This window comes from Myxococcales bacterium (genome assembly GCA_012517325.1).
Taxonomy (GTDB): Bacteria; Lernaellota; Lernaellaia; order Lernaellales; family Lernaellaceae; genus JAAYVF01.
This window is the reverse complement of sequence record JAAYVF010000074.1, coordinates 35,314-58,784: the sequence shown is the minus strand read 5'-3', so window position 1 is coordinate 58,784 and position 23,471 is coordinate 35,314. Positions and strand designations below refer to the sequence as shown.

Annotated in this window: 21 protein-coding genes; 3 read left to right on the top strand and 18 right to left on the bottom strand. The window is 62.7% G+C overall.

Annotated features, from left to right (window positions below):
- The first annotated feature begins 26 nt into the window (after positions 1 to 26).
- From GX444_13120 to GX444_13110, 3 genes are all read left to right on the top strand, one after another.
- Positions 27 to 2,945 (top strand): hypothetical protein, encoded by a 2,919-nt coding sequence (locus GX444_13120; protein NLH49522.1) that lies wholly within the window; start codon positions 27 to 29, stop codon positions 2,943 to 2,945.
- A gap of 45 nt (positions 2,946 to 2,990) precedes the next feature.
- Entirely contained in the window at positions 2,991 to 4,214 is a 1,224-nt protein-coding gene (locus GX444_13115; protein NLH49521.1) for a methyltransferase domain-containing protein, read from the top strand.
- 72 nt (positions 4,215 to 4,286) lie between these two features.
- Positions 4,287 to 4,859 (top strand): transcriptional regulator, encoded by a 573-nt coding sequence (locus tag GX444_13110; GenBank protein NLH49520.1) that lies wholly within the window; start codon positions 4,287 to 4,289, stop codon positions 4,857 to 4,859.
- On the opposite strand, the gene GX444_13105 is transcribed toward GX444_13110, so the two are convergent.
- From GX444_13105 to GX444_13020, 18 genes are all read right to left on the bottom strand, one after another.
- The gene (locus GX444_13105; GenBank protein NLH49519.1) at positions 4,856 to 6,634 is read right to left on the bottom strand and encodes a tetratricopeptide repeat protein; all 1,779 of its coding nucleotides are present in this window, start codon (positions 6,632 to 6,634) and stop codon (positions 4,856 to 4,858) included. The genes GX444_13110 and GX444_13105 overlap by 4 nt on opposite strands.
- A gap of 49 nt (positions 6,635 to 6,683) precedes the next feature.
- Positions 6,684 to 7,631, bottom strand: coding sequence for a hypothetical protein (locus tag GX444_13100; GenBank protein NLH49518.1), 948 nt, complete (start codon positions 7,629 to 7,631; stop codon positions 6,684 to 6,686).
- Between the two features lie 64 nt (positions 7,632 to 7,695).
- Positions 7,696 to 8,391 carry an endonuclease V gene (locus GX444_13095; protein NLH49517.1) on the bottom strand — a complete coding sequence of 232 codons (696 nt, stop codon included), beginning with the start codon at positions 8,389 to 8,391 and terminating at the stop codon, positions 7,696 to 7,698.
- A 1-nt stretch (position 8,392) separates the two neighbouring features.
- Positions 8,393 to 8,842 (bottom strand): dUTP diphosphatase, encoded by a 450-nt coding sequence (gene dut, locus GX444_13090; GenBank protein ID NLH49516.1) that lies wholly within the window; start codon positions 8,840 to 8,842, stop codon positions 8,393 to 8,395.
- A gap of 56 nt (positions 8,843 to 8,898) precedes the next feature.
- On the bottom strand, positions 8,899 to 11,022 hold the full coding sequence (gene pnp, locus GX444_13085; protein ID NLH49515.1) for a polyribonucleotide nucleotidyltransferase: 2,124 nt from the start codon (positions 11,020 to 11,022) through the stop codon (positions 8,899 to 8,901).
- Positions 11,023 to 11,140: 118 nt separating this feature from the next.
- On the bottom strand, positions 11,141 to 11,410 hold the full coding sequence (gene rpsO / locus GX444_13080) for a 30S ribosomal protein S15 (GenBank protein NLH49514.1): 270 nt from the start codon (positions 11,408 to 11,410) through the stop codon (positions 11,141 to 11,143).
- 99 nt (positions 11,411 to 11,509) lie between these two features.
- The gene (gene truB, locus GX444_13075) at positions 11,510 to 12,448 is read right to left on the bottom strand and encodes a tRNA pseudouridine(55) synthase TruB (protein NLH49513.1); all 939 of its coding nucleotides are present in this window, start codon (positions 12,446 to 12,448) and stop codon (positions 11,510 to 11,512) included.
- Positions 12,445 to 13,416 carry a bifunctional oligoribonuclease/PAP phosphatase NrnA gene (locus tag GX444_13070; protein ID NLH49512.1) on the bottom strand — a complete coding sequence of 324 codons (972 nt, stop codon included), beginning with the start codon at positions 13,414 to 13,416 and terminating at the stop codon, positions 12,445 to 12,447. Before GX444_13070 ends, truB begins: the two co-directional genes overlap by 4 nt.
- Entirely contained in the window at positions 13,409 to 13,807 is a 399-nt protein-coding gene (gene rbfA, locus GX444_13065) for a 30S ribosome-binding factor RbfA (protein NLH49511.1), read from the bottom strand. Before rbfA ends, GX444_13070 begins: the two co-directional genes overlap by 8 nt.
- Before the next feature lie 4 nt (positions 13,808 to 13,811).
- Entirely contained in the window at positions 13,812 to 14,099 is a 288-nt protein-coding gene (locus tag GX444_13060; protein ID NLH49510.1) for a DUF503 domain-containing protein, read from the bottom strand.
- Between the two features lie 23 nt (positions 14,100 to 14,122).
- Positions 14,123 to 16,843: a translation initiation factor IF-2 gene (gene infB / locus GX444_13055; GenBank protein NLH49509.1), complete on the bottom strand. Its 2,721-nt coding sequence runs from the start codon at positions 16,841 to 16,843 to the stop codon at positions 14,123 to 14,125.
- A complete protein-coding gene (locus GX444_13050) occupies positions 16,824 to 17,141 on the bottom strand; it encodes a DUF448 domain-containing protein (protein NLH49508.1) in 318 nt (105 codons plus the stop codon). Before GX444_13050 ends, infB begins: the two co-directional genes overlap by 20 nt.
- Positions 17,138 to 18,778 (bottom strand): transcription termination/antitermination protein NusA, encoded by a 1,641-nt coding sequence (gene nusA / locus GX444_13045; protein ID NLH49507.1) that lies wholly within the window; start codon positions 18,776 to 18,778, stop codon positions 17,138 to 17,140. The genes GX444_13050 and nusA overlap by 4 nt, the downstream gene beginning before the upstream one ends.
- A gap of 12 nt (positions 18,779 to 18,790) precedes the next feature.
- Positions 18,791 to 19,282 (bottom strand): ribosome maturation factor RimP, encoded by a 492-nt coding sequence (locus GX444_13040; GenBank protein ID NLH49506.1) that lies wholly within the window; start codon positions 19,280 to 19,282, stop codon positions 18,791 to 18,793.
- A gap of 184 nt (positions 19,283 to 19,466) precedes the next feature.
- Positions 19,467 to 20,636, bottom strand: a complete 1,170-nt coding sequence (locus tag GX444_13035; GenBank protein NLH49505.1) for a DUF362 domain-containing protein — start codon at positions 20,634 to 20,636, stop codon at positions 19,467 to 19,469.
- 83 nt (positions 20,637 to 20,719) lie between these two features.
- The gene (locus tag GX444_13030; protein ID NLH49504.1) at positions 20,720 to 21,637 is read right to left on the bottom strand and encodes an HDOD domain-containing protein; all 918 of its coding nucleotides are present in this window, start codon (positions 21,635 to 21,637) and stop codon (positions 20,720 to 20,722) included.
- A gap of 228 nt (positions 21,638 to 21,865) precedes the next feature.
- Entirely contained in the window at positions 21,866 to 22,126 is a 261-nt protein-coding gene (locus GX444_13025; GenBank protein ID NLH49503.1) for a hypothetical protein, read from the bottom strand.
- A 156-nt stretch (positions 22,127 to 22,282) separates the two neighbouring features.
- Positions 22,283 to 23,320 carry a DUF2804 domain-containing protein gene (locus tag GX444_13020; protein NLH49502.1) on the bottom strand — a complete coding sequence of 346 codons (1,038 nt, stop codon included), beginning with the start codon at positions 23,318 to 23,320 and terminating at the stop codon, positions 22,283 to 22,285.
- Positions 23,321 to 23,471 lie beyond the last annotated feature (151 nt).

Genomic DNA, 23,471 nt, shown 5'->3' with positions numbered 1-23,471 from the left:
GTTCGGGCTGGAATCTCGGAACGGTGATGAAAAAGTCGATCTTCCTCACCATTTTATTGCTGCTTTTTCTGGTTCCGGCGGCAAGGGTGTCGTCCGCCGGCGGATCGGCCTGCGTCGTCTTGTCCGATCGCGGTCGGCCCGTTTGTCTGGCGCCGACCTTCGACGGGCGAAGCGCCGCCGACGTCGAAAGCCTTTTACGGCTGCTTGTGCAAGGCGGTCGCGGCTATCGCTCGTTTTTTCCCGCCGGTACAAAAATGGATCGTCTGGCGCGCGACGCGTCCGGCTGGACGCTCTTTCTGACCATGCCGCCGGGATTCGCCGCGCGGCCCGATGAGGCCGTATCGGATCGCTTCATGGCGGCCCTCGGAACGACGATGCGGTCCGTCGCGCCGGGCGTGCCGGCGAAGGTGATGGCGCGCGACGATCCGCGCCGCGGTTACGAGCCGATCGGCCGCCTGGTCCGTACTCCCGCGCCGGTCGGCGCCAAGCCGAACGAAACCGCTGATAAAAACGCGCGGCCTCCGGGTTTCGGCCAGCCGCAGCCGACAGGTTTTCTGTCCGGGAAAAGTGTTTTTCTTTCTCCCGGCCATGGGTGGTATTACAACGAAGATCTCGGCGCGTGGGTGACCCAGCGTGAAAACACCAACGGCCTCGTCGAGGACTTTTCCAACGCGGAAGCGGTTTTTCAATATCTGCTGCCCTACCTGTGGAATGCCGGCGCCGGTGTTTATCCGGTGCGCGAAGGCGATCTGAATCCCGCGATGGTTGTCGTCGACAATCTGGACGACGGCTTTTCCAGCACGGGTTCGTGGTGGTCGTCGACGAGCACGCCCGGCTACTACGGCGAGGATTATCTGGCGGTACAGGTCGCCGCGACCGAAAGCGCCACCGCCGACTTCGTGGCCGAGATTCCCGCCGACGGTTTCTACCACGTGTATCTCTGGTATACGGCCGGCGCCAACCGAGCCGTCGATTGCCGTGTCACGGTTCACCACGCCGACGGCGACACGATCCTGGCCGTCAACCAGCAGCGCGACGGCTTCACCTGGAAGGATCTGGGACGCTTCTACTTTCTGCGCGACGATCCGCCCGCCGCTCGCCGGGTGACGATCTCCAACGAGGGCGGCGATACCAACAAGGTCGTCATCGCCGACGCGGTCCGTTTCGGCGGCGGCACGCCGGCGGATTCCGGCAAGCCGCGCTGGGAAATGTCGGGGATGTACCAGGCGGAATTCATGGGCTGCCCGGAATGCGTCACCAATACCGTCACCACCATGCCGCGTTACGTGAAGTGGGAAAACGAAGCCTGGGAGGACGGCATCTACATCAGTTGGCACACCAACGCCCCCGATCCGGGCAGCGGCACCAGTACCTTCGCCTACGCCTCCGGCGGTTGGGACGCCGCGTTCGACGGCGTGCCGGGCAGTCTGGAATTGCGCGCGGCGATCCACGATGAAATCGTGGCCGACATCCGCGCCGGCTGGTCGGCGTCATGGATCGACCTGGGCGAGCACACCAACTGGTACGGCGAGATCAATCCGAATTACAACGACGAGACGCCGGGAATCATCGTCGAGGTGGCGTTTCACGACACGCCCGCCGACGCGTTGCAATTGAAGGAGCCGGCGTTTCGCCAGTTGGTGGCGCGCGCGGTTTATCAGGGCGCCGTCCGCTACTTCGCGGCGCGCGACGGGGAGACGCCGCACTTCCTGCCCGAGCCGCCGCGCGCCTTGACGGTGCAATGGATCGACGGCGAGGCCGTTGCCGCCTGGCAGCCGCCGGATTACGACTACGGCGGCCTGGCCGGCGATCCGGCGACGGGTTATCGCGCCTACCTGAGCCGGACCGGCAAAGGTCAGAGCGACGCCGTCGAGACCAAGGACACCCTGGTGACGCTCGCGCCACGCGGCGCCCTGGAGAACGGCGCGGTGCGTTTCGTCCGGCTGACGGCGTTCAACGACGGCGGCGAAAGCTTTCCGACCCCGACCCTGGTTTTTTCCACCGGCGACGCGCCGCGCGTGCTGTTGGTCAACGGCTTCGATCGGCTCGACCGTTTCGCGAACGTGCCCGAGGCCTACTACGGCGGCGGCACGATCGAACGCGGCTATCTGTGGCGGATGAATTCCTTCGATTACATGATCGCCTACGCCGAGGCGCTGGCCGCGGCCGGCCTCGATTTCGATTCGGCCGACCACGAGGCGGTCGCGGCAGGCGCGGTGTCGCTGGCCGATTATCCGGCGGTGCTTTGGATCGCCGGCGAGGAATCGACGGCCGATGTTTCGTTGTCGGCCGCTGAACAAGCCCGGCTGGCGGAGTACCTCGACGATGGCGGCGCGCTCTTCATCTCCGGTTCGGAAATCGGCTGGGATCTCTGGCAGATGGGGTCGGCGGCCGACCGGCTCTTTTACGCCGATTATCTGCGCGCCGAGTACGTTGCGGATTCGAGCGGCGTGGGGCGCGTCGACCCGAGCGGAATTTTTGCCGGCATCGAGTCGTTCGATTTCGACTACGACGCGTATGCCATTTACGCCGCCGATTACCCGGACGTCGTGCAAGCGCTCGCCGGCGGTTTCACCGACCTGACCTACAACGGCGGGGCGGGCGCGGCGGTCGTCGCCGATACGGGCGTTTTCAAGGTGATCTACCTGGGTTTTCCGTTCGAAACGATTTTTTCGCCGGAGTTCCGCGAACAGGTTTTGGGTGCGGCGATGGATTTCCTGCTGTCGGCCGGCGACGATGACGATGACGATGACGACGATAATGATGACGATAACGATGATGACGACGATAGTGTCGATGACGACAACGATGATAACGACGATAACGACGACAACGACGACAGTGACGACAACGACGACGACAATGACGACGACGATTCCGGGTCGGGCCCGGAGCCGACTCCGGATGACGACGATGATTCGTCGTCGGGAAGCTGCGGCTGTTGACCGCCTTTTCCGACAGGATGTCGCGGCGGGAGGACCAATCCTTCGATGAAACCAAGAGTAGTGACGCCGGTCTTGGCGCAAGCCGCGGGTGAGCCGCCCAAGACGATCGAGGAATACATCGGCCGGTTGGCGACGGAGAACCCGGCGGTCAGCGTCGCGCGGATGGTCAGCCCGTCCGGTTGGAGCGAGCCGGCGCAAACGCCGGAATTCGACGAATACACGGTGGTGTTACGCGGCGAAGTCCGCGCCGAAACGAATGTCGGGATTCTCGTCGCCGGTCCGGGGCAGGCGATCGTCGCGCCACGCGGCAACCGCATCCGCTATTTCACGCCGGGACCGGGTGGCGCCGAATACGTGGCGGTCTGTTGCCCGGCGTTCAGCCCGGAACTGGTGCGCCGCGAGGCGGCCGAAACATCCGCCGGCGCTCCCGGACAAGTTCTCGAGGGAACCCCGCCGGAAAAATTCGACGTGGAGGCCTACGACGATCTGCCGCTCTGGTCGGCGCCGTTCGGCCTGACGCTGCTGGAAACCGTGCGGCTGCGCCGTGATATCCTCGCGCTTGATATCGGCAGCGGCGCCGGCTTTCCGCTGGTCGAGTTGGCGCAACGGTTGGGCGCGGGCAGCCGGGTGATCGGCCTGGACCCGTGGACTGGAGGCTGGCCGCGCATTCGCCGGAAGTTGCGCGCCTGGCAGGTCGGCAACGTGCGGCTTCTCGAGGGTCGCGCCGAGGCGATCCCGCTTGCCGACGCCGTGGTTGATTTACTGGTTTCCAACAACGGCTTCAACAACGTGGCGGACCCGGAACGCGCGCTGACCGAATGCGCGCGGGTCGCCCGGCCGGGCGCGCAGTTGGTGTTCACGTTCAATCTGCCCGAGAGCATGACCGAGGTATACCGGACGTTGGAAGCGATCTTGAAGGAATCCGGCGACACCGCCGGCCTCGACCGCCTGCCGGCGCACATTTTTTCCAAGCGCAAACCGCTGGCCTGGATGCTGGACCGGGCGCGTCGCGCCGGTTTCGACATCACCGGCGTCGCGGAACGCCAGTTCACCTGGCGATTTTCCGGGGCGCAAGCCCTGTTCGCGCACGGTTTTTGGCGGTTGGCGTTCATTCCCACCTGGCGGGAGATCGTGTCGGCCGAACGCCGCACGGAAGTTTTCGCCGAATTGGAAAAACGCCTCGACCGGCTGGCCGCCGCGGCGGACGGTCTGACGCTGACGATTCCCTATGCCTGCGTGGACGGCGTCCGAGTGGCGGGCGGCCGGTGAACAGCGGCCTCGTCGCTTGACTTGCCGAATCGTCCGGGAATACTGTAGCGCAGCTTCAAGGAAGGGTGGGTCATGTCGAAAACGCGAATCATCAAGCGGTATCAAAACCGCAAATTGTACGACACCGAAGCGTCGGCCTACGTGACGTTGGACGACATCTCCCAAATGATCAAGGCCGGGATCGACGTCAAGGTGGTCGACAACAAATCCAAGAAAGACCTGACGAGCCTGACGCTGACCCAGATCATCTTCGAGGAAGAAAAAAAGCAGAAGAGCATTCTGCCGTTGACCGCGCTCAAACGGATCATCGCCACCAGCGGCGAGTCGATCAGCGATTTCGTCGATCGCCACATCATTCCGGGCCTGCACAGTTTCTCCCAGGCCCGCCGTGAAATGGACAAGTACGTCAACCGCCTCGTCAAACGCGGTAAGCTCGAGCCCGAAGAGGGCAAGCGCATGTTGACGGACCTGTTCGCCGGCGGTCAGAAAGGCCTGGAAGAGGTTTACTCGCGGATCGACGAGCGAGTGACGGAACTGATGGATCTGCTCAAATCGATGGCCTCGCTCAACCGCGATCTGACGGAACTCGAAGGCCGCATCGAGGAACTGGAAAAGCGGCTCGCTGAAAAAGAAGGTCGACGCTAAATCCCGCCCGTTTCCGCTTCCCGCAACATTTCTTGCGCTTTGGCGTGACCGGGGTTCGCCGCGAGGCCTTGCCGCAGAAAAACGATCGCTTCCCGGCGTCGTCCCGCTTCGAACAACATCATGCCCTTGTAAAGATTGGCCAGGCCGTGCAGTGGGCTTTGGGCCAGCACGTCGTCCAGCGCAGCCAGCGCTTGTTGCGGTTGATCGGCCAACTTCAGCAACACCGCGAGGTTAACCAGCGCGTCCAGGTCGCGTGGATTTTCAGCTAGGAGCCGGCGGGTCAGGCGCAGCGCGGTCGGATAATCGCGGCGGGCAAAAGACAACTGGCTGAGGTGCCAGAGCGCCTTGGCGAGGTGCGGCTTTTCCCGCACGACCGCCTCGGTCAGCCGCTGCGATTCGTCAGTCCGGCCGGCGTCGAACAAATACATCGCCAGTTCGAGGCGAAGATTCGCGTTGTCGGGAAGCCGCGCCGTGACCGCTTCCAGATAAGCGATGGTTTCGGCCAGGCGGCCCTGTCGCGCGAGTCGGGCGGCGACCCCCTCGACGACCTTGGGTCGTAGCGGCGCGGCGCGTTCGGCGGCGGCCCAGAACGTGTCCTGGTTCAGAAACACGTTGTTGCGGGCGATGGTCAGGACGCCGAAGGCCAGAACCGGGATCATCGCCAGCGACAAAGCGGCTGTCCGCCGCCGGAGATTTTCCCCGGCGGCTTCCAGGGGCCAGGCGAGAAGCGCCCCCAATGCGGCGACCGGCAGATAGGCATAGCGGTCGGCGACGACGAAATAGCCGCTCCATAATCCGGCCAGAGGGCAAAGCAAAAGCGGCGCGAATAAAAGCCAGAACGCCCAGCGCCGGCCATGAACCAGGCCGAACGCGGCGATCGCGAGCGGCAATAAAATCAGGGCGATCCAGAACAGGGCGATCCAGGCCGGTGGCTGGCCGTAGTCGGGCGGCGGATAATCGATCGCCAATCCGATCGGGAAAAAGATTTTCACCAGGTAGGCCGTGACGATCGCCGGCAGCCGGACGAGGGCGCCCGACAGGGACGAACCGGGCACGGCATCGCCGAAACGCACTTGCAAAAAAAGGTAGGGGATGCTGAACGCCGCGCCGGCCGCCAAACCCCCGGCCACCAGCAGTCCCGCCGAGCGGCGGATTTTGACCGCCGTACTTTCCGCGGCGGTGACGACCCAGGGCGCGGCCGCCAACACCACGGGAAACAACAAAGCGAGCGGTTTGGCCAGGAAGGCGAGGAAAACGGACAGAAACGCCGCCGTCGCCGGCGCGAACAGCCGCGCGGATTGTCGCAGAGCATGTTGCACCCAGGCCAGGCCGCCGAAGAGAAAAACGGCGGACAGCAAACCGCCGCGCCCGCCGATGAAGGTCGCTTCCTCGACGTGCAACGGGTGAACGGCGAACACCGCGGCGAAAACGAAGGCGGCCGGCGGACCGAAACCCTGCCGGCGGACCAGCCCATAGAGCAACAGGCAGACCGCTAGATGCAACAACAGGTTCGTGAGGTGGAAACCGAACGGCCGGTTTCCCCAGAGCGCGTAATCCAGCGCGTAGGAAAGGTTTTGCAACGGCCGGTAGTAGCCGGAGAATTCGGCGCTGCCCGACGTGATCCACAGGTCGCGGGTGAAAATTTCCGGCACCCAGCGCAGTGAGCGGAGATACGGATTGTCGCGTACCTGCGAGAGGTCGTCCCAGACGAAACCGGCCGCGAGCGCGTTGAGGTAGCAGGCGCCGGTCAGCAGCAAGAGCAATAACGGTGGCAACCACGTCGCGGCGAATCGCGCGGATCGGGCCGACGGTCGCCGGGTCATATCACTGCGGCGAATCGACCACGACATCCAGCGTCGGCCCGGGACGGAGATGGATCGTGGTCTCATTGCGGTAAAGTTCGCCGTCGATCGTATAGCCGATGGGCGCGGCGCCCCGGATTTGCAGATCCTGTACCAGGTCGTCGAAGTGGTGCGGGCCGATCAGGGGCTTGCCGGTATAAAAACGATGAATCTGCGCCAGAATCCGGCCGGGATTGAAGCCGGTGGCCACCAGGTGAAAATGGCCTTCGCGTTCGTGAGCGCGATAGAGTGGCTTGAAGCCGATGCCGATGTATTCGATGAATCCGGCCATGATCATGCCGTAGGCCGGAAAGCCGAGCGGTTTGCCGTCGGCTAGAATCTCGGCCTCGAATTTGCGCGCCAGCCGCTGGTGCATCTCGTTGCGCGACAGCACGGCGCCGATGGCCTTGTAAGTGATTTCGGCGGCGCGACGCGGGCCGCTGGTGCTGTTGGCGTTGTAATACTCCTCGAGAAAATTCACCGCATAGCCGTTGCCGAAAAAGTAGCCGTAGGCGTCGTTGATGTGCAGGGTGCCCTGTCGCTGCGTGGCGAGGGGCCGGCCGGCTTGTCGGACCTGAAGCAGATGGGTCAGGACTTTCTCGGCCGGGCAGCGGATATTGAGCCCCCAGGCGATGGTGTTCATGCTGCCGCCCTTCAGATAGGTCAGGGGCGGCAGGGGGCGCGCGGCTTCCTGAAAGGTCCGGATCAGGGCGGTGGTGACCAGGTGATTGGTGCCGTCGCCGCCGCAGATGGCGATGAGATCGATCTCCTTGGTCAATAATTGGCGGCAGGTTTGTTCGAGCTGATCGAGTTGCTGCGTCTGGTAAACCGTGCCTTGATCGCCGACCATTCGCTGGAAACGCTCGAATCGTTCGGGGTCTTTCGAATTTTGCCGTGCGTGCGGGTTGGTGATGATGATCAATTCGCCCATGAGATACTCTTAGCTCAGAAGTTGTTGGATTTCATGGCATTTTTGGCACGGCCGGCCGCGGATGTCAAGGAAATCGGCTGACGGGACCGGCGGCGCGGCGCAATTCGTTCACCGCGTGGTGCGCCCGGCGCGTCGTTTCGGGCAGGCGCCACTTCGCGCACAGCGCCAGGGTCAGATCGCGCGCCGTCGCGAATGAAACCCGATGGCCGGGACTGACGAACAGCGGCGCGACCCGATCGCGCGTCCGCACCAACTGGCCGATCCGGTCGCCCTCGTGCGTGAGCCACGACCACGACCCGCGGAGCACCGCCGGCTCGGGAGCCTCGCCGACCAGGCGGCTTTTCGCCGCGCCGATCGCCGGGATGTCGTACAAGACGCCGAGGTGGCTGGCGAGTCCGAAACGGCGCGGGTGCGCGTAACCCTGACCATCGCAGACGATCAGGTCCGGCGGTGCGCTTAGTTCCGCCAGCGCGGCGGCGATCACCGGAATTTCGCGAAACGACAACAGGCCCGGCACGTAGGGAAACGAGCTCGGCCGCATCGCCGTGGCCACGCCGAGCAATTCCAATCGCGGATAGGAAAGGACCGCCGCCGCCGCGAAGAAGCGGTCGTCGGCCTTGTTGTAGGAAACATCGACGCCGCAAACGGTGCGCAGCGGGCCGAAGCGGTCGGCCAATTCCACGCGGCCGGCCAGGCGGCGTTGCAGTTCAACGGCTTCCTTGGGGGACAGGTTCCAGGAGTGTTCGAGAACGGGCCGCACTTTACTGGCCGGTGGAGCCGAACCCGCCGCCGCCGCGATCGGTCGCCGGCAGTTCTTCTCGTTCGTCCCAGTCCAGTTGCACGACCGGGGCGAGGATGAGCTGGGCGATGCGGTCGCCGCGTCGGATCGTCACGGGTTCGGCGCCGAGGTTGGCCACGATGACCTGCACCTCGCCGCGGTAATCGCTGTCGATCGTGCCCGGCGCGTTGGGCAGCACGAGGCCGTGGCGCAACGCCAGGCCGCTGCGCATGCGCACCTGCGCCTCGTAACCGGGCGGTACGGCGATGATCAGGCCGGTGGGAATCAACGCGCGGCCGCCGGGCGGCAGGACGAGGGAATCGGCGACCGCCGCCAGCAGGTCCAGGCCCGCCGCGCCGGCCGTCTGGTAGGTGGGCAGGGGCAAACCGGCCGCGTGCGGCAGCCGCTGCACGGCCACGCGAATACGCGTCATATCGCCTCCGGAGATCGGGGATCGCGCCGGCCGGCGAAGCGGCCGGCGCGCGGGAATCACTGCTCGATGACGTCTTTCGGGTCGAGGCCGAGCGCCGCTTTGCGGGACAGGCGGACGCGGCCGCGTTCCTTGTCGATTTCGATGACCTTCACCAGCACCTCGTCGCCGATGTTGATGACGTCCTCGACTTCGTTGACGCGTTCGTTGGCGAGCTGGCTGATGTGGATCAGGCCGTCGGTGCCCGGCAGGATTTGCACGAAGGCGCCGAACGATTCGATGCGCACCACCTTGCCGAGGTAGTACTTGCCTTCCTCGGGTTCGGCGGTGATTTCGCGGATGCGCCGGATCGCCAGGGCGGAGGCGTCGCCGTCGGCCGAGGCCACGAGCACGCGGCCGTCGTCCTCGACGTCGATCTTGACGCCGGTTTCCTCGATGATGGCGCGGATGGTCTTGCCGCCGGGACCGATGAGATCGCGGATCTTATCGACCGAGATTTGCAGGGTGACGATGCGCGGCGCGTAGGGCGACAGGTCGGGCCGCGGCCGGCCGAGAACTTCGTTCATCTTGCCCAGGATGTGCAGCCGCGCGTCGTGCGCCTGCGCCAGCGCCTGGCGGAAGATCGCCTCGGTGATGCCGTTGACCTTGATGTCCATCTGGATGGCGGTCACGCCCTCGGCGGTGCCGGCGACCTTGAAGTCCATGTCGCCGAGGTGATCCTCGTCGCCGAGAATATCGGTCAGCACGACGAAATTCATGCCGTCGCCCTTGAGCAGGCCCATCGCCACGCCGGCCACCGGAGCCGACACCGGAATGCCGGCGTCCATCAGGCACAGGCTGCCGCCGCACACCGTGGCCATCGAGCTGGAGCCGTTGGATTCGAGCACGTCGCTGACGATGCGGATGGTGTACGGGAACTGTTCCTCGGTGGGCAGGATGGGATTGAGGGCGCGGCGCGCCAGGTTGCCGTGGCCGATTTCGCGCCGGCCGGGCGACCGCAAGAACTTCACTTCGCCGACCGAGAAGGGCGGGAAGTTGTAATGCAGCATGAAGCGCCGCCAGGTCTCGCCGGTCAGGCTGTCGATCTTCTGCTCGTCGCTGCTGGTGCCCAGGGTGGCGGTGACCAGCGCCTGGGTTTCGCCGCGGGTAAACAGCGCCGATCCGTGGGTGCGCGGCAGCAAACCGGCTTCGATGCTGATCGGGCGCACTTCGTCGAAGCGGCGGCCGTCGATGCGGATCTTGTCGACCAGCACCAGGTGCTGCAGCGTCTCCTTGAGCACTTCCTCGAAGCATTTGTCGAAGACGCCGCGCGTGATGAGTTCTTCCTCGGCGCGACCCTCGTTGAGCTTCGCGAAGACGGTTTCCTTCACGGCCTCGATCGCTTCGCGCCGCGGGTGCTTTTCCTTGACGGTGATCGCGCCGGGCAGGTCGGCCTGCGCCAGCGGGCGGATCGCCGCGATAACGTCCTCGGGCAGGGATACGGCGACGAATTCCATCTTCGGTTCGCCGACGCGACGGCGCAGTTCTTCCTGCATCTCGATGAGCGGCAGGCAGGCCTGCTGGCCGAACATCAGCGCCTGGATCAGCAGGTCCTCGGCGACGAATTTGGTTTCGCCCTCGACCATGATGATCGCGTCGCGGCTGGCGGCCACCACGATGTCCAGCGTCGATTGATCGGTCTGCTGGTGCGTCGGGTTGGCGATGAACTTGCCGTCGCAATAGGCGACGCGGACCGCCGCGATGGGGCCGTCGAAGGGGATCTTGCTGATGTGCAAGGCGGCCGAACTGGCGCAGATGGCCAGCACGTCGCCGTCGTAGACCTCGTCTTTGCTCAGGATGGTGGCGATGATTTGGATCTCGTTGACGAAGCCCTTGGGAAAGCGGGGACGCAGCGGCCGGTCGATCAGCCGACTGGTCAGCACTTCCTTTTCGCCGGGCCGTCCTTCGCGTTTGAAAAAGCCCCCGGGAATCTTCCCGGCGCTGGAGGTTCTTTCCTGATAATCGCAGGTGAGCGGTAGAAAATCCGTGCCTTCGCGCGGTTTCGGCGAAACGACGGCGGTCGCCAGCACCATGGTGTCGCCTTGGCGAATCATCACGGCGCCGTCGGCCTGTTTGGCCATCTTGCCGGTTTCCAGGATCACTCGGGAATCGAAGAAATCTCGTTCAATTACTGTCACTGACATGGTTCGCTATCCTCTCGCAGACGGATTTCTACCCGCGGTCCGAATACCGTGGTATCCGCTGCCATAACTCGCTCACCGCAACGCCGAAAAAACTGGAAGCTGACGGATAACAATGTGGTTACTTCCGAATTCCCAATTCAGCGATCACTTTGCGGTAACGTTCGATGTCCATTCTTTTCAAATAGTCCAACATCCGCCGGCGCTGACCGACGAGCTTCAACAAACCGCGACGCGAATGGTGATCCTTGTCGTGGGTTTTGAAATGCTCGGTCAACTGCGTAATCCGACTGCTGAGCAGGGCGATTTGGACTTCCGCGCTACCGGTATCTTTCTCGTGCTTGCTGAACTTTTTAATGATTTCGGCTTTCTGCTGAATTTCCTTTGCCATTTCGCTAATACTCCTTCTCGCTCTGTACTTTCCGCATTTCGGAATGCGTTAAATTATCGGTGTTTTTCGGTTGTAAAACAATCCGCCATTCGCGCCGCGCTAACTGCTCGAAAAGACACGCAACAGGACGAACGGCCATTCGCCGTCGTCCGGCCCGCGCACTTGCGCGGCGGCGAAACGCGCCCGGGCCAGAGCCACCAACTCGCCGTCCGGGCTCTGCAAACGCAACGTTTCGCCCGACTGATAATCGTCGGCCGCGAGCACGTCGGCGGCCCGCGGCGGCGTCCCGTGACGGCCGAGGCTTTCGCCCGCCGGCGCCGACAGGGTCACCGTTTTAAACGCGGCCAGCGCGTCGTCAAGCGACAGCAGCCGGGAAGCGACCTCCTCGGGCGGCAACTCGCGCCATTGCTCGGGCGTCAATGCCTGCTCGACGTGGAACAAGCCGCTCCGTAAACGTCGCAACGAAGCCAGGCAACCTTTGCCCCCGAGTTCCCTGGCCAGGCTGTCGGCCAGCGTCCGAACGTAGGTGCCCTTCGAACAGTGCACCCGGAGACTAAAGGTTTTTGCGGTTTCGTCAACCGCCAACAAATCCAGCGCCGCGATGTGCACCTGCTTGGCCGGCCGATCGACCTCTTTCCCTTGCCGCGCCAGTTGGTAGAGCGGCGTGCCGTCGACTTTTTTCGCCGAATACATCGGCGGCGTCTGTTGTTGCGCGCCGACGAATTTGGCCAGCGCGGCCGCGATCGCCGTCCGGTCGGGCAGGGGCGAGTCGTCGGTTTCCACGTCCCGGCCCGTGTGATCCATACTGTCGGTGGCCCGGCCCCATTGCACCGTCGCCTCGTAAACCTTGTCCTGGTCGAGCAGGTAGGATGAAATCTTGGTGGCTTGGCCGACCAGCAACACCAGCAGGCCGGTGGCAAAAGGATCGAGCGTCCCGGCGTGACCGATTTTCTTTTCGTGCAGCAACCGCCGGGCGAACATCACCAGGTCGTGACTGGTCGGTCCGATCGGTTTGTCCAGCAGCAGCACGCCGTTCACTTCGTCTCCAAGGCCTCGCGCAACAGCTCGATCACCCGGGCGCGCACCTCGTCGAGCCGGCCCTCGACGCGGAAACCGGCGGCCTTCTTATGGCCGCCGCCGCCCAATTTCGCGGAGACCTTCGCGACGTCGACGTCGATGTTGGCGCGGAAAGAACCCTTGACGCGCTCGCTGTCGCGTTCCTCGCGCAGCAGGTAGGCGACCTGCGTGCCGACGATCGAGCGCGGGTATTCGACGAAGGTTTCCATGTCGTCGGGAGTGATGCCCAGTTCCAGCATGTCCTGCCGGCGGCAAACGAGCCCGGCGATCCGGCCGTCGTCGTGGACCTGGAGCGAGTTGAGCGCGCGGCCCAGGATCAGCAGCCGTTCGGCCGAGGTGTCGATGTACACGCGGCGCGCGACGGCCATGAAATCGGCGCCGGCCGCCGTCAGCTCGCCGCAGATGCGATAGGCGTTGGGATTGCTGGCCGAATTCTGGAACATCATCGTGTCGGTATAAATGCCGAGGTAGAGGTTGGTGGCGATGGCTGGCGTGAGGGTGACGCCCAATTCGCGCAAAACGCCGGACAGAATTTCGCAGGTGCTGCTGGCCTTGGGTTCGACCAGATTGGCCGAGCCGTAGCCCTCGTTGGTGAGGTGATGGTCGAGGTTGACGACGCGCGGCTGGGCCAGGAGGCTTTCCTTCAGCGGGCCCGTCCGGGCCGGAGCGCCGCAGTCGAGAATGCAGATGGTATCGAACGCCGCCGGGTCGGCTTCCTGGGTCAGATTCGCGGCGCCGGGCAGAAAACGCAGGTACTTGGGCAGCGGATGGACATCGTAGGCGACGGCTTTTTTAGACAGGGACTGCAAGGCGAGGGTCAGCGCGAGGCTGGCGCCGATCGCGTCGCCGTCGGGATTTTCGTGGGTAACGATCAGGAACGACGAACCGGTGCGCAGGAAATGAATGACTCGCTCGAGGTCGTTAGTCATCGCCAGCTTCCTCTTCCGGTGCCGGGGTTTCGGCCGGCAACGCATCTTTCAGCAGTTGGTTGATCCGCTCGGCGCGCTCCAGCGAGGGGTCGAAGCGAAAAGTCAGGTTGGGCGTATAACGCAACCGCAACCGCCGGCTGACCTGGTTTTTGATGTAGTCGGCGGCCCGGTTCAGGTTTTTTTCGGCTTCTTTCTGCAGTTCGGCGTCGCCGATGATCGAAAACGAAATGCGGGCTTCGCGCAGGTCGGGGCTCAGCTTGACGTGGGTGATGCTGCACATGGTCAAGCGGGGATCGCGCAGTTCGCCTTCCAGCAGCAGCAGACCGATCGCCTTGCGGATTTCCTCGCCGAGCCGATCCGTGCGTTTGAAGGGAGTTTGCTTGTTTCTCATGCGCTCACCACTGCATCATTTCGCTTTCGCTGTCGGCGATCTGCGCCAGTCCCAGCGACTCGACGAAATCGACGATCTGGTCGAGCGTCCGGTTGACCAGCCGCTCGTCCGAACTTACCAACACGAACGCCAGCTGGGCGGCATCGTGCGTGTTTTGATACTCGACCTCGGCGCCGGCGACATGAAACTTGTTTTTCACCCGTTCGAGAATCGGGCGAATCCGGGCCCGCTTTTCCTTCAGGGAGAAGCAACCGTGTAACAGGAGGGTGATCCGGATGGCGCCGATGGTCATGACGATCCGAGCCCTTCGCTTATTTACAGGGTAGCCTTGTGCTCCAACAGGTTGAACGATTCGATGCGATCGCCGGCCTCGTACGCTTGATAGCCGTCGATGGCGATGCCGCATTCGAAGCCGCTTGCCACCTCGCGGGCGTCGTCCTTGAACCGCTTCAGGCCCGACAGCGTACCGGTGTGGATCAACTCGCCCTTGCGGAACAGGCGGGCCTTGCTGTTGCGCACGATCTTGCCCTCCAGCACGTAACAGCCGGCGATGGTGCCGACGCGGCTGATATTGAAGGTGCTGCGCACCTCGGCCACGCCGTTCACCACTTCCTCGTACGTCGGTTCGAGCATGCCTTCCAACGCCGCCTTCACTTCCTGGATCAGGTCGTAAATGATGGCGTAGGTTTTGATTTCCACGCCGAGCGTTTCGGCCAGTTCCTTCGTTTTGGCCTCGGGCTTGACGTTGAAGCCGATGATGATCGCCTCGCTGGCGCTTGCCAGGTTGACGTCGGTTTCGGTGATCGTGCCGACGCCGGAATGCAGCACACGGACCTTGATGTCCTCGTTGCCCAGTCGCAACACCGAATCGCGCACCGCTTCCAGAGAGCCGTGGACGTCGCATTTGACGACCACCTTGAGTTCCTTGATTTCGCCTTCCTGCACCTTGGCGTAGAGGTCTTCCAGGCGGATGCCGACGCGCTTTTTCTGCTCCTCGGCGCGGCCTTTCTCGACCCGCAGGTTGACCAGCGCCTTGGCCGTCTTTTCCTCCGGCACCACGTTGAGCACCATGCCGGCGCGCGGAATGCCGTTGAAGCCGATGATCTGCGCGGGCATGCCGGGCCCGACCTCGTCCAACTGCTGGCCCTTGTCGTCGAGCATCATTCGGATGCGGCCGAAGAAAACGTCGGCGACCATGAAGTCGCTCTTGCGGAGCGTGCCTTCGCGGACGATCACGTCGACCACCGGGCCCAGGCCGCGCTCGAGCCGGGCGTCGAGAATGATCGCCAGCGGCGCCTTCGCGGGGTCGGCGGTCAATTGCATCATCTCGGCCTGCAGCAGCACCGCCTCGAGCAACTCCTCGATGCCGATCTTCTTTTTCGCGGAGATGTTGACGAAAAGCGTGTCGCCGCCCAATTGCTCCGGCACCAGGCCGTATTCCATGAGCTGGCGGGTGATCTTTTCGGGGCTGGCGTTTTCCTTGTCGATCTTGTTGACCGCGACGACGATCGGCACTTCCGCGTCTTTCGCGTGGCTGATCGATTCGATGGTCTGCGGCATGACGCCGTCGTCGGCGGCCACGACCAGGATGACGATGTCGGTCACCTTGGCGCCGCGGGCGCGCATGGCGGCGAAGGATTCGTGGCCGGGAGTGTCGACGAAGGTCACCAGGCGGTCGTCGGGCAGCCGGACGCTGTAGGAGCCCATGTGCTGGGTGATGCCGCCGGCTTCGCCGTCGGCCACGTGCGTACTGCGAATCGCGTCGAGCAGGGTGGTTTTGCCGTGGTCGACGTGACCCATGACGGTCACGACCGGCGGGCGGCTTCGCAGGTTCTCGGGAATGGTTTCGACGGTCTTGAATATGTCGTCTTCCTGCACCGTGCTCTTTTCGACCTCGAAGCCCAGTTCGTTCGCCACGATGGAGGCGGTGTCGAAGTCGATGTTCTGGTTGATGGTCACCAGCATGCCCAGGCCGATGAGCTTGCGGATCAGATCGCCGCTTTTCACGCCCATGCGCTTGCCGAGTTCGCCCACCTGAATCTGGTCGCCGACGCGGATTTTGCGCTTGATGGCCTTGGGAACCGTAATTTCGGTTTTTTGCACGGCCTTCTTTTTCTTCTGCCGCCGGTTGCGCAAAAAGCCGATCTCGCGATCCTCTTCCTTGCGGCGGTCGCGCTCGCCGAAATCGACGACCCGCCGCCCTTTGCGCTCGCGTTTGTCGGCGTCGGTGGGCGGCTTGGTTTCACCGGCCGGCGCGGCCTCGCCGGAGGCCGGTTTCGCGCCGGGCGCCGGCTTGGCGCCGGCCGCCGGTTTCAACGTTTCCAACGGCACCACCGGCTTGGAAATGATTTTCGCCGGTTCGCGGGTGACCTCGTACAGCTTGAGCCGTTTGGGCCGCAAATCCTCGACGACGGTTTTTTTCTTCCCGCGGGCGGGCTTGCCCGACTCGGCGGGGGCGGCTTCCACGGCTTCGGTGGAAGCGGGGGATTCCGTTTCGGCGACGGCTTCCTCCGCCGATTCCTCGATTTCGCCGGTGGCCGCCGGTTCTTCGACCTCGGATTGAAGCGCGGTTTCCTCGGCCGGGAATTCCGGCGCTGCCGGTTCCGGCATTTCGGATTCGGGGGCGGCGACTTCGGTCGTGACGGTTTCTTCCCGGGCGGACGCGGCGGCATCCTCGACGACGGGCAGATCCTCAGCCGGCGGAACGGCGGGGATTTCCTGGGGCTGTTCGGTCGCAACTTCCGCGGCGGCGGCGGTTTCGGCCATCAGCTCTTCCTCGGTTCCCCCCTCGGCTTCGTCCTTGATGCGGCGGCGGCGGATGATTTTCGAACCGATGCGCTTGGAGGTGCTGGCGGCCGCGGCCTTGGCTCGCATTTTTTCGTCTTCCAATTGCAGCTTCACTTTTTGGAAGACGTCCGAATCGATTTTGTCGAGCTGGTCGCGGACCATCAGGCCCATTTCCTGCAATCGTTTCAGGCATTCCTCGGGTTCCATGCCCAGCCGTTTGGCCGCCGCCTCAACGGTGATTTTCGCCATTTTCATCCACTCCGTAATTGATCCGTCGTTTTGCCGCCAAATCCGACGCTAGTTTCGAGAGTTCTTGTTCACTCGTCGTCGTTGTCGCCGCTTTTAGTTTTTTGCCGAGCAATCGCTTTTCGATCGCCTTTCGCCGACACGCTTCCGCCGAACAACAGTAGGCGCCGCGGCCGGGATGGCGAGTATCCGTCGTCAGGGTCAGGGTTCCGTCCGCCCGGCGGAAAAAGCGCAGCAATTCCGCTTGCGGTTTGCGGGCGCCGCAGGCGACGCACCGGCGTATGGGAACGTGACCGCTCATTCGTGAGGCGTGCTCGACTCGACGTCCTCCTTCTTCAGTTTACGGACCGATTCCTTCAAATCCTCGGCCAGCGCCAGGCCCATGCCCGGCACCTTGGACAATTCCTCGATCGAGGCGCGCAAAATGGCGTTGCGGGTGCCGTAACCGCGCTGAATCAGGAACTGCGCGGTTTTACCGGCGATCATCGGCAGCGCTTCGGGTTGAATCGCGAAGTCGTCGCCTTCCGGCAGTTCGATCTCGGGCTCGACCGGCGCCGCAGGCTCGCTGGCCGCGGCTTTTTCGCCGTCGACCGGCTTCTTTTCCGCGAACAGATCGTGGGCGGCCTGGAGCGCTTGATCGGCCTGGCCCAGATCCAGGTAGTCTTCCTCTTCCTCGCCCTCGGGTTCGGGCAGCGGCCATTCGCCGGTGATGTGCACCGCGTAAGCCTCGTCGATGATTTCCTCGGCGAGGGTATCGTCGATTCCCGGGAAGGCGGCCAGATCCTCGATTTCGGCTTCGGCGAGATCCTTGATGTCGGTGTAGCCGGTCTTGATGAGGATTTCGCGGACGCCCTCGGGCACCTTGGTCAGGCGCTTGTACATGCGGCGCGCGTCGCGTTCGATGCGCTTGATCTGCGTTTCGCTGTGGATGTCGAGCTTCCAGCCGGAGAGCAGCACCGCGAGGCGCACGTTCTGGCCGCGCTTGCCGATGGCCAGGCTGAGCTGGTCGTCGGCGACGACGATGTCCATCTTCCGGTTGTCCTCGTCGATGATGACCTTGGTGATCTCGGCCGGGGCGAGGGCGTTGCAGACGAAAGTGGCGTGGTTGTCGGAGAAGGGAACGATGTCGATTTTTTCGCCGCGCAGCTCGTTGACCACGGCCTGCACGCGGCTGCCCTTCATGCCGACGCAGGCGCCGACCGGATCGACGTTCGGATCGCGGCTGGCCACGGCGATCTTGGCGCGCTGCCCGGGTTCGCGGGCGCAGGCGACGATCTGCACGGTACCCTCGGCGATTTCCGGCACTTCCATTTCGAACAGTTTCATCATGAATTCGTTGCAGGCGCGGCTCATGACGATCTGCGGCGCGTTGGCGGTGTTGCGCACCTCGGTGACGTACCCGCGGATCCGGTCGCCGTTCTGGTAGACTTCCTTGGGGATCTGGTCTTTCTGGTACATGATCGCCTCGGCGCGGCCCAGGTCGATGATCATGTTGCGTTTTTCAAAGCGCCGGACGATGCCGTTGATGATCTCGTGTTCGCGGTCTTTGTATTCGTTGAACACGTTTTCCTTTTCGGCGTCGCGGATTTTCTGGAAGATGACCTGCTTGGCCATCTGCGCGCTGATGCGGCCGAACTGGCTGGCGTCGATCTTGTCGCCCAGTTCGTCGCCGACCTCGCTGTCCGGATCGATTTTGCGCGCTTCCTCCAGGTTGATCTGCCGGGCCGGGTCCTCGATCGTTTCCACGACCTCGCGAAAACGGAACAGCTCGACTTCGCCCAGTTCCTCGTTGTATTCGGCCTCGATGTTGTAGTCCAAGCCCAGTTTCTTTCGCGCCGCCGAGATAATCGCGAACTTGAGCGCCTCCACGACGACCGCCCGCGAAAGGCCACGATCTTTTACTACGGCGTCGATCACGCGGTTGAGGTCTGAATACATCAGTCCACTCCTTTACTTCCCGGTAGTCCCAAAGTCATAGACGAGGTTCGCCTTGCGCACCGCCGCCGCCGGCACGCGATACTGCCGGCCGTCGATTTCCACCTGCATCGCTTCCTCGTCCACTGCGATCAATTTTCCCGAAAAACGCTTCCGGCCTTCGACCGGCTGCTTGGTTTCCACTTTCACCTTCTGGCCGACGTACTGCCGCATGTCGTCCAGATGGCGCAACGGCCGATCCAGGCCGGGGCTCGACACTTCGAGCACGAACGAACCCTGAATCGGATTCTCCACGTCCAATACCGCCGAAAGCTGACGGCTGACCTTGGCGCAGTCCTCGATATCCACGCCGCCGATGGCGTCGATCGCCACGCGCACGACGGAACGCCGGCGTCCCTCGACGATCTCCACGAAATAGAGATCCACGCCGCAGTGCGTGCAAACGGGTGCCGCCAGTTCGGCGATGCGCCGCGACAGCGGCGTCTCGCGGATGAAGGTCCACGCCATCGATCCGGTTCCTTTCTTCTCCGGGGGAACGACAGGCCCCCCCAGTAAAAAAGCGGGTGCCTGAAGGGCTGCCCGCTTTCGACGCAGACAAATTGTGCCAATCCCATACCACTTTCCATTTAATATTGCAAGGGCGATTCCGGGGAATTTAAGGGCGCAATAACGGAAGGAAAACGGCCGCAAATCACCCCTGGAGACGCCGCCGGTCGGTGTGCCATTGATGGAACCAGCGGTGAATCCGGTAGGCGACAGTCATGTCCTCGCCGATGGCGTTGTGGGGGCAGACTTCGTGGCAGCAGAAACACTCGATGCATTTTTTCCGGTCGATCCGCGCGTTTTTCCGGCCGATCTCGATGGCCCCGACCGGACATTGACGGACGCAGGCGCCGCAGCGCTGGCAAAGGTCGGTATGCATCTTCGGCCGGATATGCCAGAGCAGAAACGCGAAATGGATCATGAACCGGGGCGGCTGTCCGAAGGCCTTCGGCGGCAGGGCGAACGATACCGTCACCTCGCGCAGCGGCGGCCCGTCGATCGCGATGCGCGCCAGGTCGGCCTCGCCCAGACCCGCCTGACCGGCCAGGCGTACGTGCGGCACGTTCAGGCGGGTGTAATCGACGCATTCCAGCGCCACGGTGTCCAGCGCCACCGCGTCGCGCGAAGCCAGGATCAGCCCAAGATGTCTCGGCTTGCCTTCGCTGGGGCCGCGGCCTTCCATGCCGACCACGGCGTCCATCACGGTCAGATCGGGCGGCCGCACGCTGAAAATGTCGACCAGGCTTCCCGAATACGGCTCCAACCCCGCCAATTCGTGGCTGGCCTTCCGGGTGGCGTTGGCGACGACGCCGAACCAGTTTTTGATCGCGCCGGTGTAAAGCGCCTGGGTGTGCGATTTCAACTTGGGCGCGTTGATGACCACCGGGGCGTCCAGCACGTCCTTGGCGGCGATGACCGTCGGCAGTTGCCGAGAGTTCGGCACTGGAACCTCGCGGTAACCGTTCTGGCTGAAGGGACACATCCGGACGCCTTCTTCCCGGCAAACCGCCTCGATGCCGCTTTCCCGAAAAGCAATTTCCGGCTGGTCGGTCAGGTGCATGGCGGGCATGTCGCCGACGGCGACGTCCGCGGCGCCGGCTTCCCTGGCGAGCCGGATGAGGGCGCGCACGACCTCCGGATGAGTGCAGACGGCCCGCGGGGGCGGGGCGTTGAACAGCAGGTTGACCTTGATCAGCACCGCTTTGTTTTCGACGAGCGCGCGCAGATCGACGACCGCGGCGACGGCTTCGCCCACGGCTTGCTGGATCGCCTCCGATTGGTAGTTCGCGCAACGGCGGATCGACACGGTCGCGGGCATTCGTCCCTCCGGTTGGCGTTAATTTGCCGACAAGCGATGGACGAATCAAGAAGGAGAGCGAAAAAAACGCGGTCCGTGGCGCGCTAGAACGAAAACTGTTCGAGAAAGGCCTGCGTTTCGTCGCGCAATTGCTCGTCGAGCGCCAGGTACGTGGCGAAATCGATCCCGAGCGGTTGCAACCAGGGATGATCGGAGAAATCGCGGTCGACCGGCGGCACGCCGATGCCGAACCGATGGCAGAAGAGATCCGCCAGGCCCGTCACCAGAGCACCCTTGTGCACCTTCCCGTCGGCCAGCGGGTCGTGGTGATAGACGATCGCCATCCGGAGTTTGTCGGGGAAGCCCCACTTCCGGGCGATCAAGCCGCCGACCGAACAGTGAAATTCATCCAAAATCTCATCGAGCAGTGTGTCGTCGATCAGCTTCAGCGAGATCTGATCGGGATTTTTCTGGCTGAGCTTGGTGAGGGTGTCGATGATCAGGGGTTTGCCGATGTCGTGGAGCAGGCCGAATAAAAAGGCGATGTCCACGTTGGCGTTGATCCCTTTGGCGATCTCGCGGCAGATGTAGGCGGCGCCCATCGAATGCCGCCACAAAGCGGACATCCGCGCCGAATAACGCGGATGGCGAAACACTTTGCCTTGCAGGGAAATCGAGAAAATCAGATCGAGCACGCTGCGCAGGCCGATGACCAGGATGGCGCGGGACAGCGTCGTCACGTCCTTGATCGAGCGATAGAAGGGGCTGTTGGCCAGTTTGATCACCTGCGCCGCGAGAACCTGGTCCTGTTCGAGCAACTGGGCGACCTCGGTGATCGACGATTGCGGATTGTTCATCAGGACGACGGCTTGCGCGGCGATGTGTGGCAGCATCGGCAGGTCGGCGTCCTTGTCCGACGAAAGCCACTTGGACAATTCCAATTTGATGATTTTTTTCAATTCGTCGGTCGGCAGGATGCGGTCGTCTTCGAGCGCATAGCGCTTGGTGGTGTCGTTCGGCACGATGGTTTTCTCCGGTTTGTTTTCTGTCTGCGCCGGACTGAATCTACCTTCGGTTTGAGAAAGATTCCAGCCTTCCAGTAGACTTCGCGCACGGTCACGGGCTCGGTTCCGGAGGCATTTTATCGACTTCAGAATACTTCTTGTCGACGGAATAAACGCATTCCATTTGCGATAACCGCGCGTCCATTTAGGGTTTCAGTTTGAAGGAATTCGACTAAGCGGAAATGATTATCGACTGAAACGATCGTTGACGTAATCGCCCTGATTCGCCGGTACACGGCCTTCGCCGTGGCAAGCCCAACAAGTGGTTTCCACCATGGCGACGCGATGATTCCCGGCGCTCATGACGCGATCCCATGGCAACACTTCTTGGGGTTGAGTGCGAATAACGCGGTGACCCTTGCATACAGGGCAGACAATCATTTTTTGCCTGGCCGAAGTCGTTTCTTTCTTGTTCGCCCCTTTTTTAATAAGCCAACCCATATTCATTGCCCAATCCTGTATTGTCTATCAAATCGGCTAATTGTGCCTCCCCGACTACAAAGAAATGTATAATACCGTTCCTATATCTTTGCAAGGGTAAAAAGTGATGATTCAACGCAATCTTTGGAAGGGTATTTTATTGATACTTACGGATAACGAAACTCACCATTTGGCGTAGTGCTCTTCGCAGAATCCGTACATTTCGACATTCAACTTTTCGGACCCCAGTGCCAGGCGGCCGTTGAACAAACCGAACGGTTGATGCAGACGGCTGGAGGCGATGCCGGCGTAGATCTGCTCGAAGCGTTCGTGCTCCGGGCGAAAGTTCAGATCCACCGCATCGTCGAAGGTGCTCAGGAGCCGCCAAGGGGTCATAATGTCGAAAGAGTCGTATTCGAAGGAAATCCCGGCAAACATGAACGGCTTGCCGTCCAGCCAAACCGTATTTTCGGTGAAGCCGTATTCGTTCAAGCCGGAACCGAAATTCAGCCCGAGGATCCGGCCTTTCTTATCCCGGCCCATGGCGGCCGCCCAGTTCCAGATCGTTTCCCGCGGCGGGGTGCCGACGGTCCAGTCGATCAGCGCCAGCGCCCGATCGGAAAACTGGTATTCTTGACCGTTGAATTTAAAGCTCCCCAAAGCCGGCAATCCGGCCGCTTTGTAGGTATGGTTGAACCCATAGAGCGATTGCCGGATCACGGAAGTCACGCCGGTGCCGTTTTCACGATAAGCGACCTTCGCCGAGAGCTTGTCGCCAAAATCCACGGCGGCCTCGCGTCGCCCGTCGCGCACCGTGTTGTCCATGAAAATCGACTTCGCGCCCTGGCGGATTTCGCTCACTCCGTCCACCGCGGTCGGCGAGAAACAGGTACGCACAGCCAGCGGCGTTTTGATTTCTTCGTGAACGATCGTCTTGGTCCGGCGGTCGTAAAGGTAGGTAAAACCGGTGCCGAGGTAATTCACGTGAACGACGGCCGCGCCAAAAACGAAGTGCTCGTCGACCACGCCCACGAATTGCCACCGTTTAAGCAACTGGCGCGCCAGGTCCCGGGTCCAGGTCCAGGGCGGACGGCGGAGGGATCGGTAATCGAAGTCGTCGAGGTTCAGGGTGCGGATCGAGCCGGCGAAATTGCCGTACCGGGGTTTACCTTCGGGTCCGATGAGCATTTCGGGAGCGGGAGCCAATTTGATTTGGGTCATCGTTGTTCCCTCTTTCGGATGATGTGCGTCGAACCATTCTGGTAGACTTGGCCCGCTCGCGCAAGGCGCGCGGTCATTTTTCCGCGATCCGGGCGCTTCCGGCGCGGTTACCGTCAGCCGCCGGCCGCGCGACTTGTCTCGAAAAGAGCGA

Excerpts from the sequence above, each read along its gene's own strand:
- GX444_13120 (NLH49522.1), top strand. The coding sequence starts at position 27 with ATGAAAAAGTCGATCTTCCTCACCATTTTATTGCTGCTTTTTCTGGTT.
- GX444_13115 (NLH49521.1), top strand. The coding sequence starts at position 2,991 with ATGAAACCAAGAGTAGTGACGCCGGTCTTGGCGCAAGCCGCGGGTGAG.
- GX444_13110 (NLH49520.1), top strand. The coding sequence starts at position 4,287 with ATGTCGAAAACGCGAATCATCAAGCGGTATCAAAACCGCAAATTGTAC.
- GX444_13100 (NLH49518.1), bottom strand. The coding sequence starts at position 7,631 with ATGGGCGAATTGATCATCATCACCAACCCGCACGCACGGCAAAATTCG.
- dut (NLH49516.1), bottom strand. The coding sequence starts at position 8,842 with ATGACGCGTATTCGCGTGGCCGTGCAGCGGCTGCCGCACGCGGCCGGT.
- pnp (NLH49515.1), bottom strand. The coding sequence starts at position 11,022 with ATGTCAGTGACAGTAATTGAACGAGATTTCTTCGATTCCCGAGTGATC.
- rpsO (NLH49514.1), bottom strand. The coding sequence starts at position 11,410 with ATGGCAAAGGAAATTCAGCAGAAAGCCGAAATCATTAAAAAGTTCAGC.
- GX444_13070 (NLH49512.1), bottom strand. The coding sequence starts at position 13,416 with ATGACTAACGACCTCGAGCGAGTCATTCATTTCCTGCGCACCGGTTCG.
- rbfA (NLH49511.1), bottom strand. The coding sequence starts at position 13,807 with ATGAGAAACAAGCAAACTCCCTTCAAACGCACGGATCGGCTCGGCGAG.
- GX444_13060 (NLH49510.1), bottom strand. The coding sequence starts at position 14,099 with ATGACCATCGGCGCCATCCGGATCACCCTCCTGTTACACGGTTGCTTC.
- infB (NLH49509.1), bottom strand. The coding sequence starts at position 16,843 with ATGGCGAAAATCACCGTTGAGGCGGCGGCCAAACGGCTGGGCATGGAA.
- GX444_13050 (NLH49508.1), bottom strand. The coding sequence starts at position 17,141 with ATGAGCGGTCACGTTCCCATACGCCGGTGCGTCGCCTGCGGCGCCCGC.
- nusA (NLH49507.1), bottom strand. The coding sequence starts at position 18,778 with ATGTATTCAGACCTCAACCGCGTGATCGACGCCGTAGTAAAAGATCGT.
- GX444_13040 (NLH49506.1), bottom strand. The coding sequence starts at position 19,282 with ATGGCGTGGACCTTCATCCGCGAGACGCCGCTGTCGCGGCGCATCGCC.
- GX444_13035 (NLH49505.1), bottom strand. The coding sequence starts at position 20,636 with ATGCCCGCGACCGTGTCGATCCGCCGTTGCGCGAACTACCAATCGGAG.
- GX444_13025 (NLH49503.1), bottom strand. The coding sequence starts at position 22,126 with ATGAATATGGGTTGGCTTATTAAAAAAGGGGCGAACAAGAAAGAAACG.
- GX444_13020 (NLH49502.1), bottom strand. The coding sequence starts at position 23,320 with ATGACCCAAATCAAATTGGCTCCCGCTCCCGAAATGCTCATCGGACCC.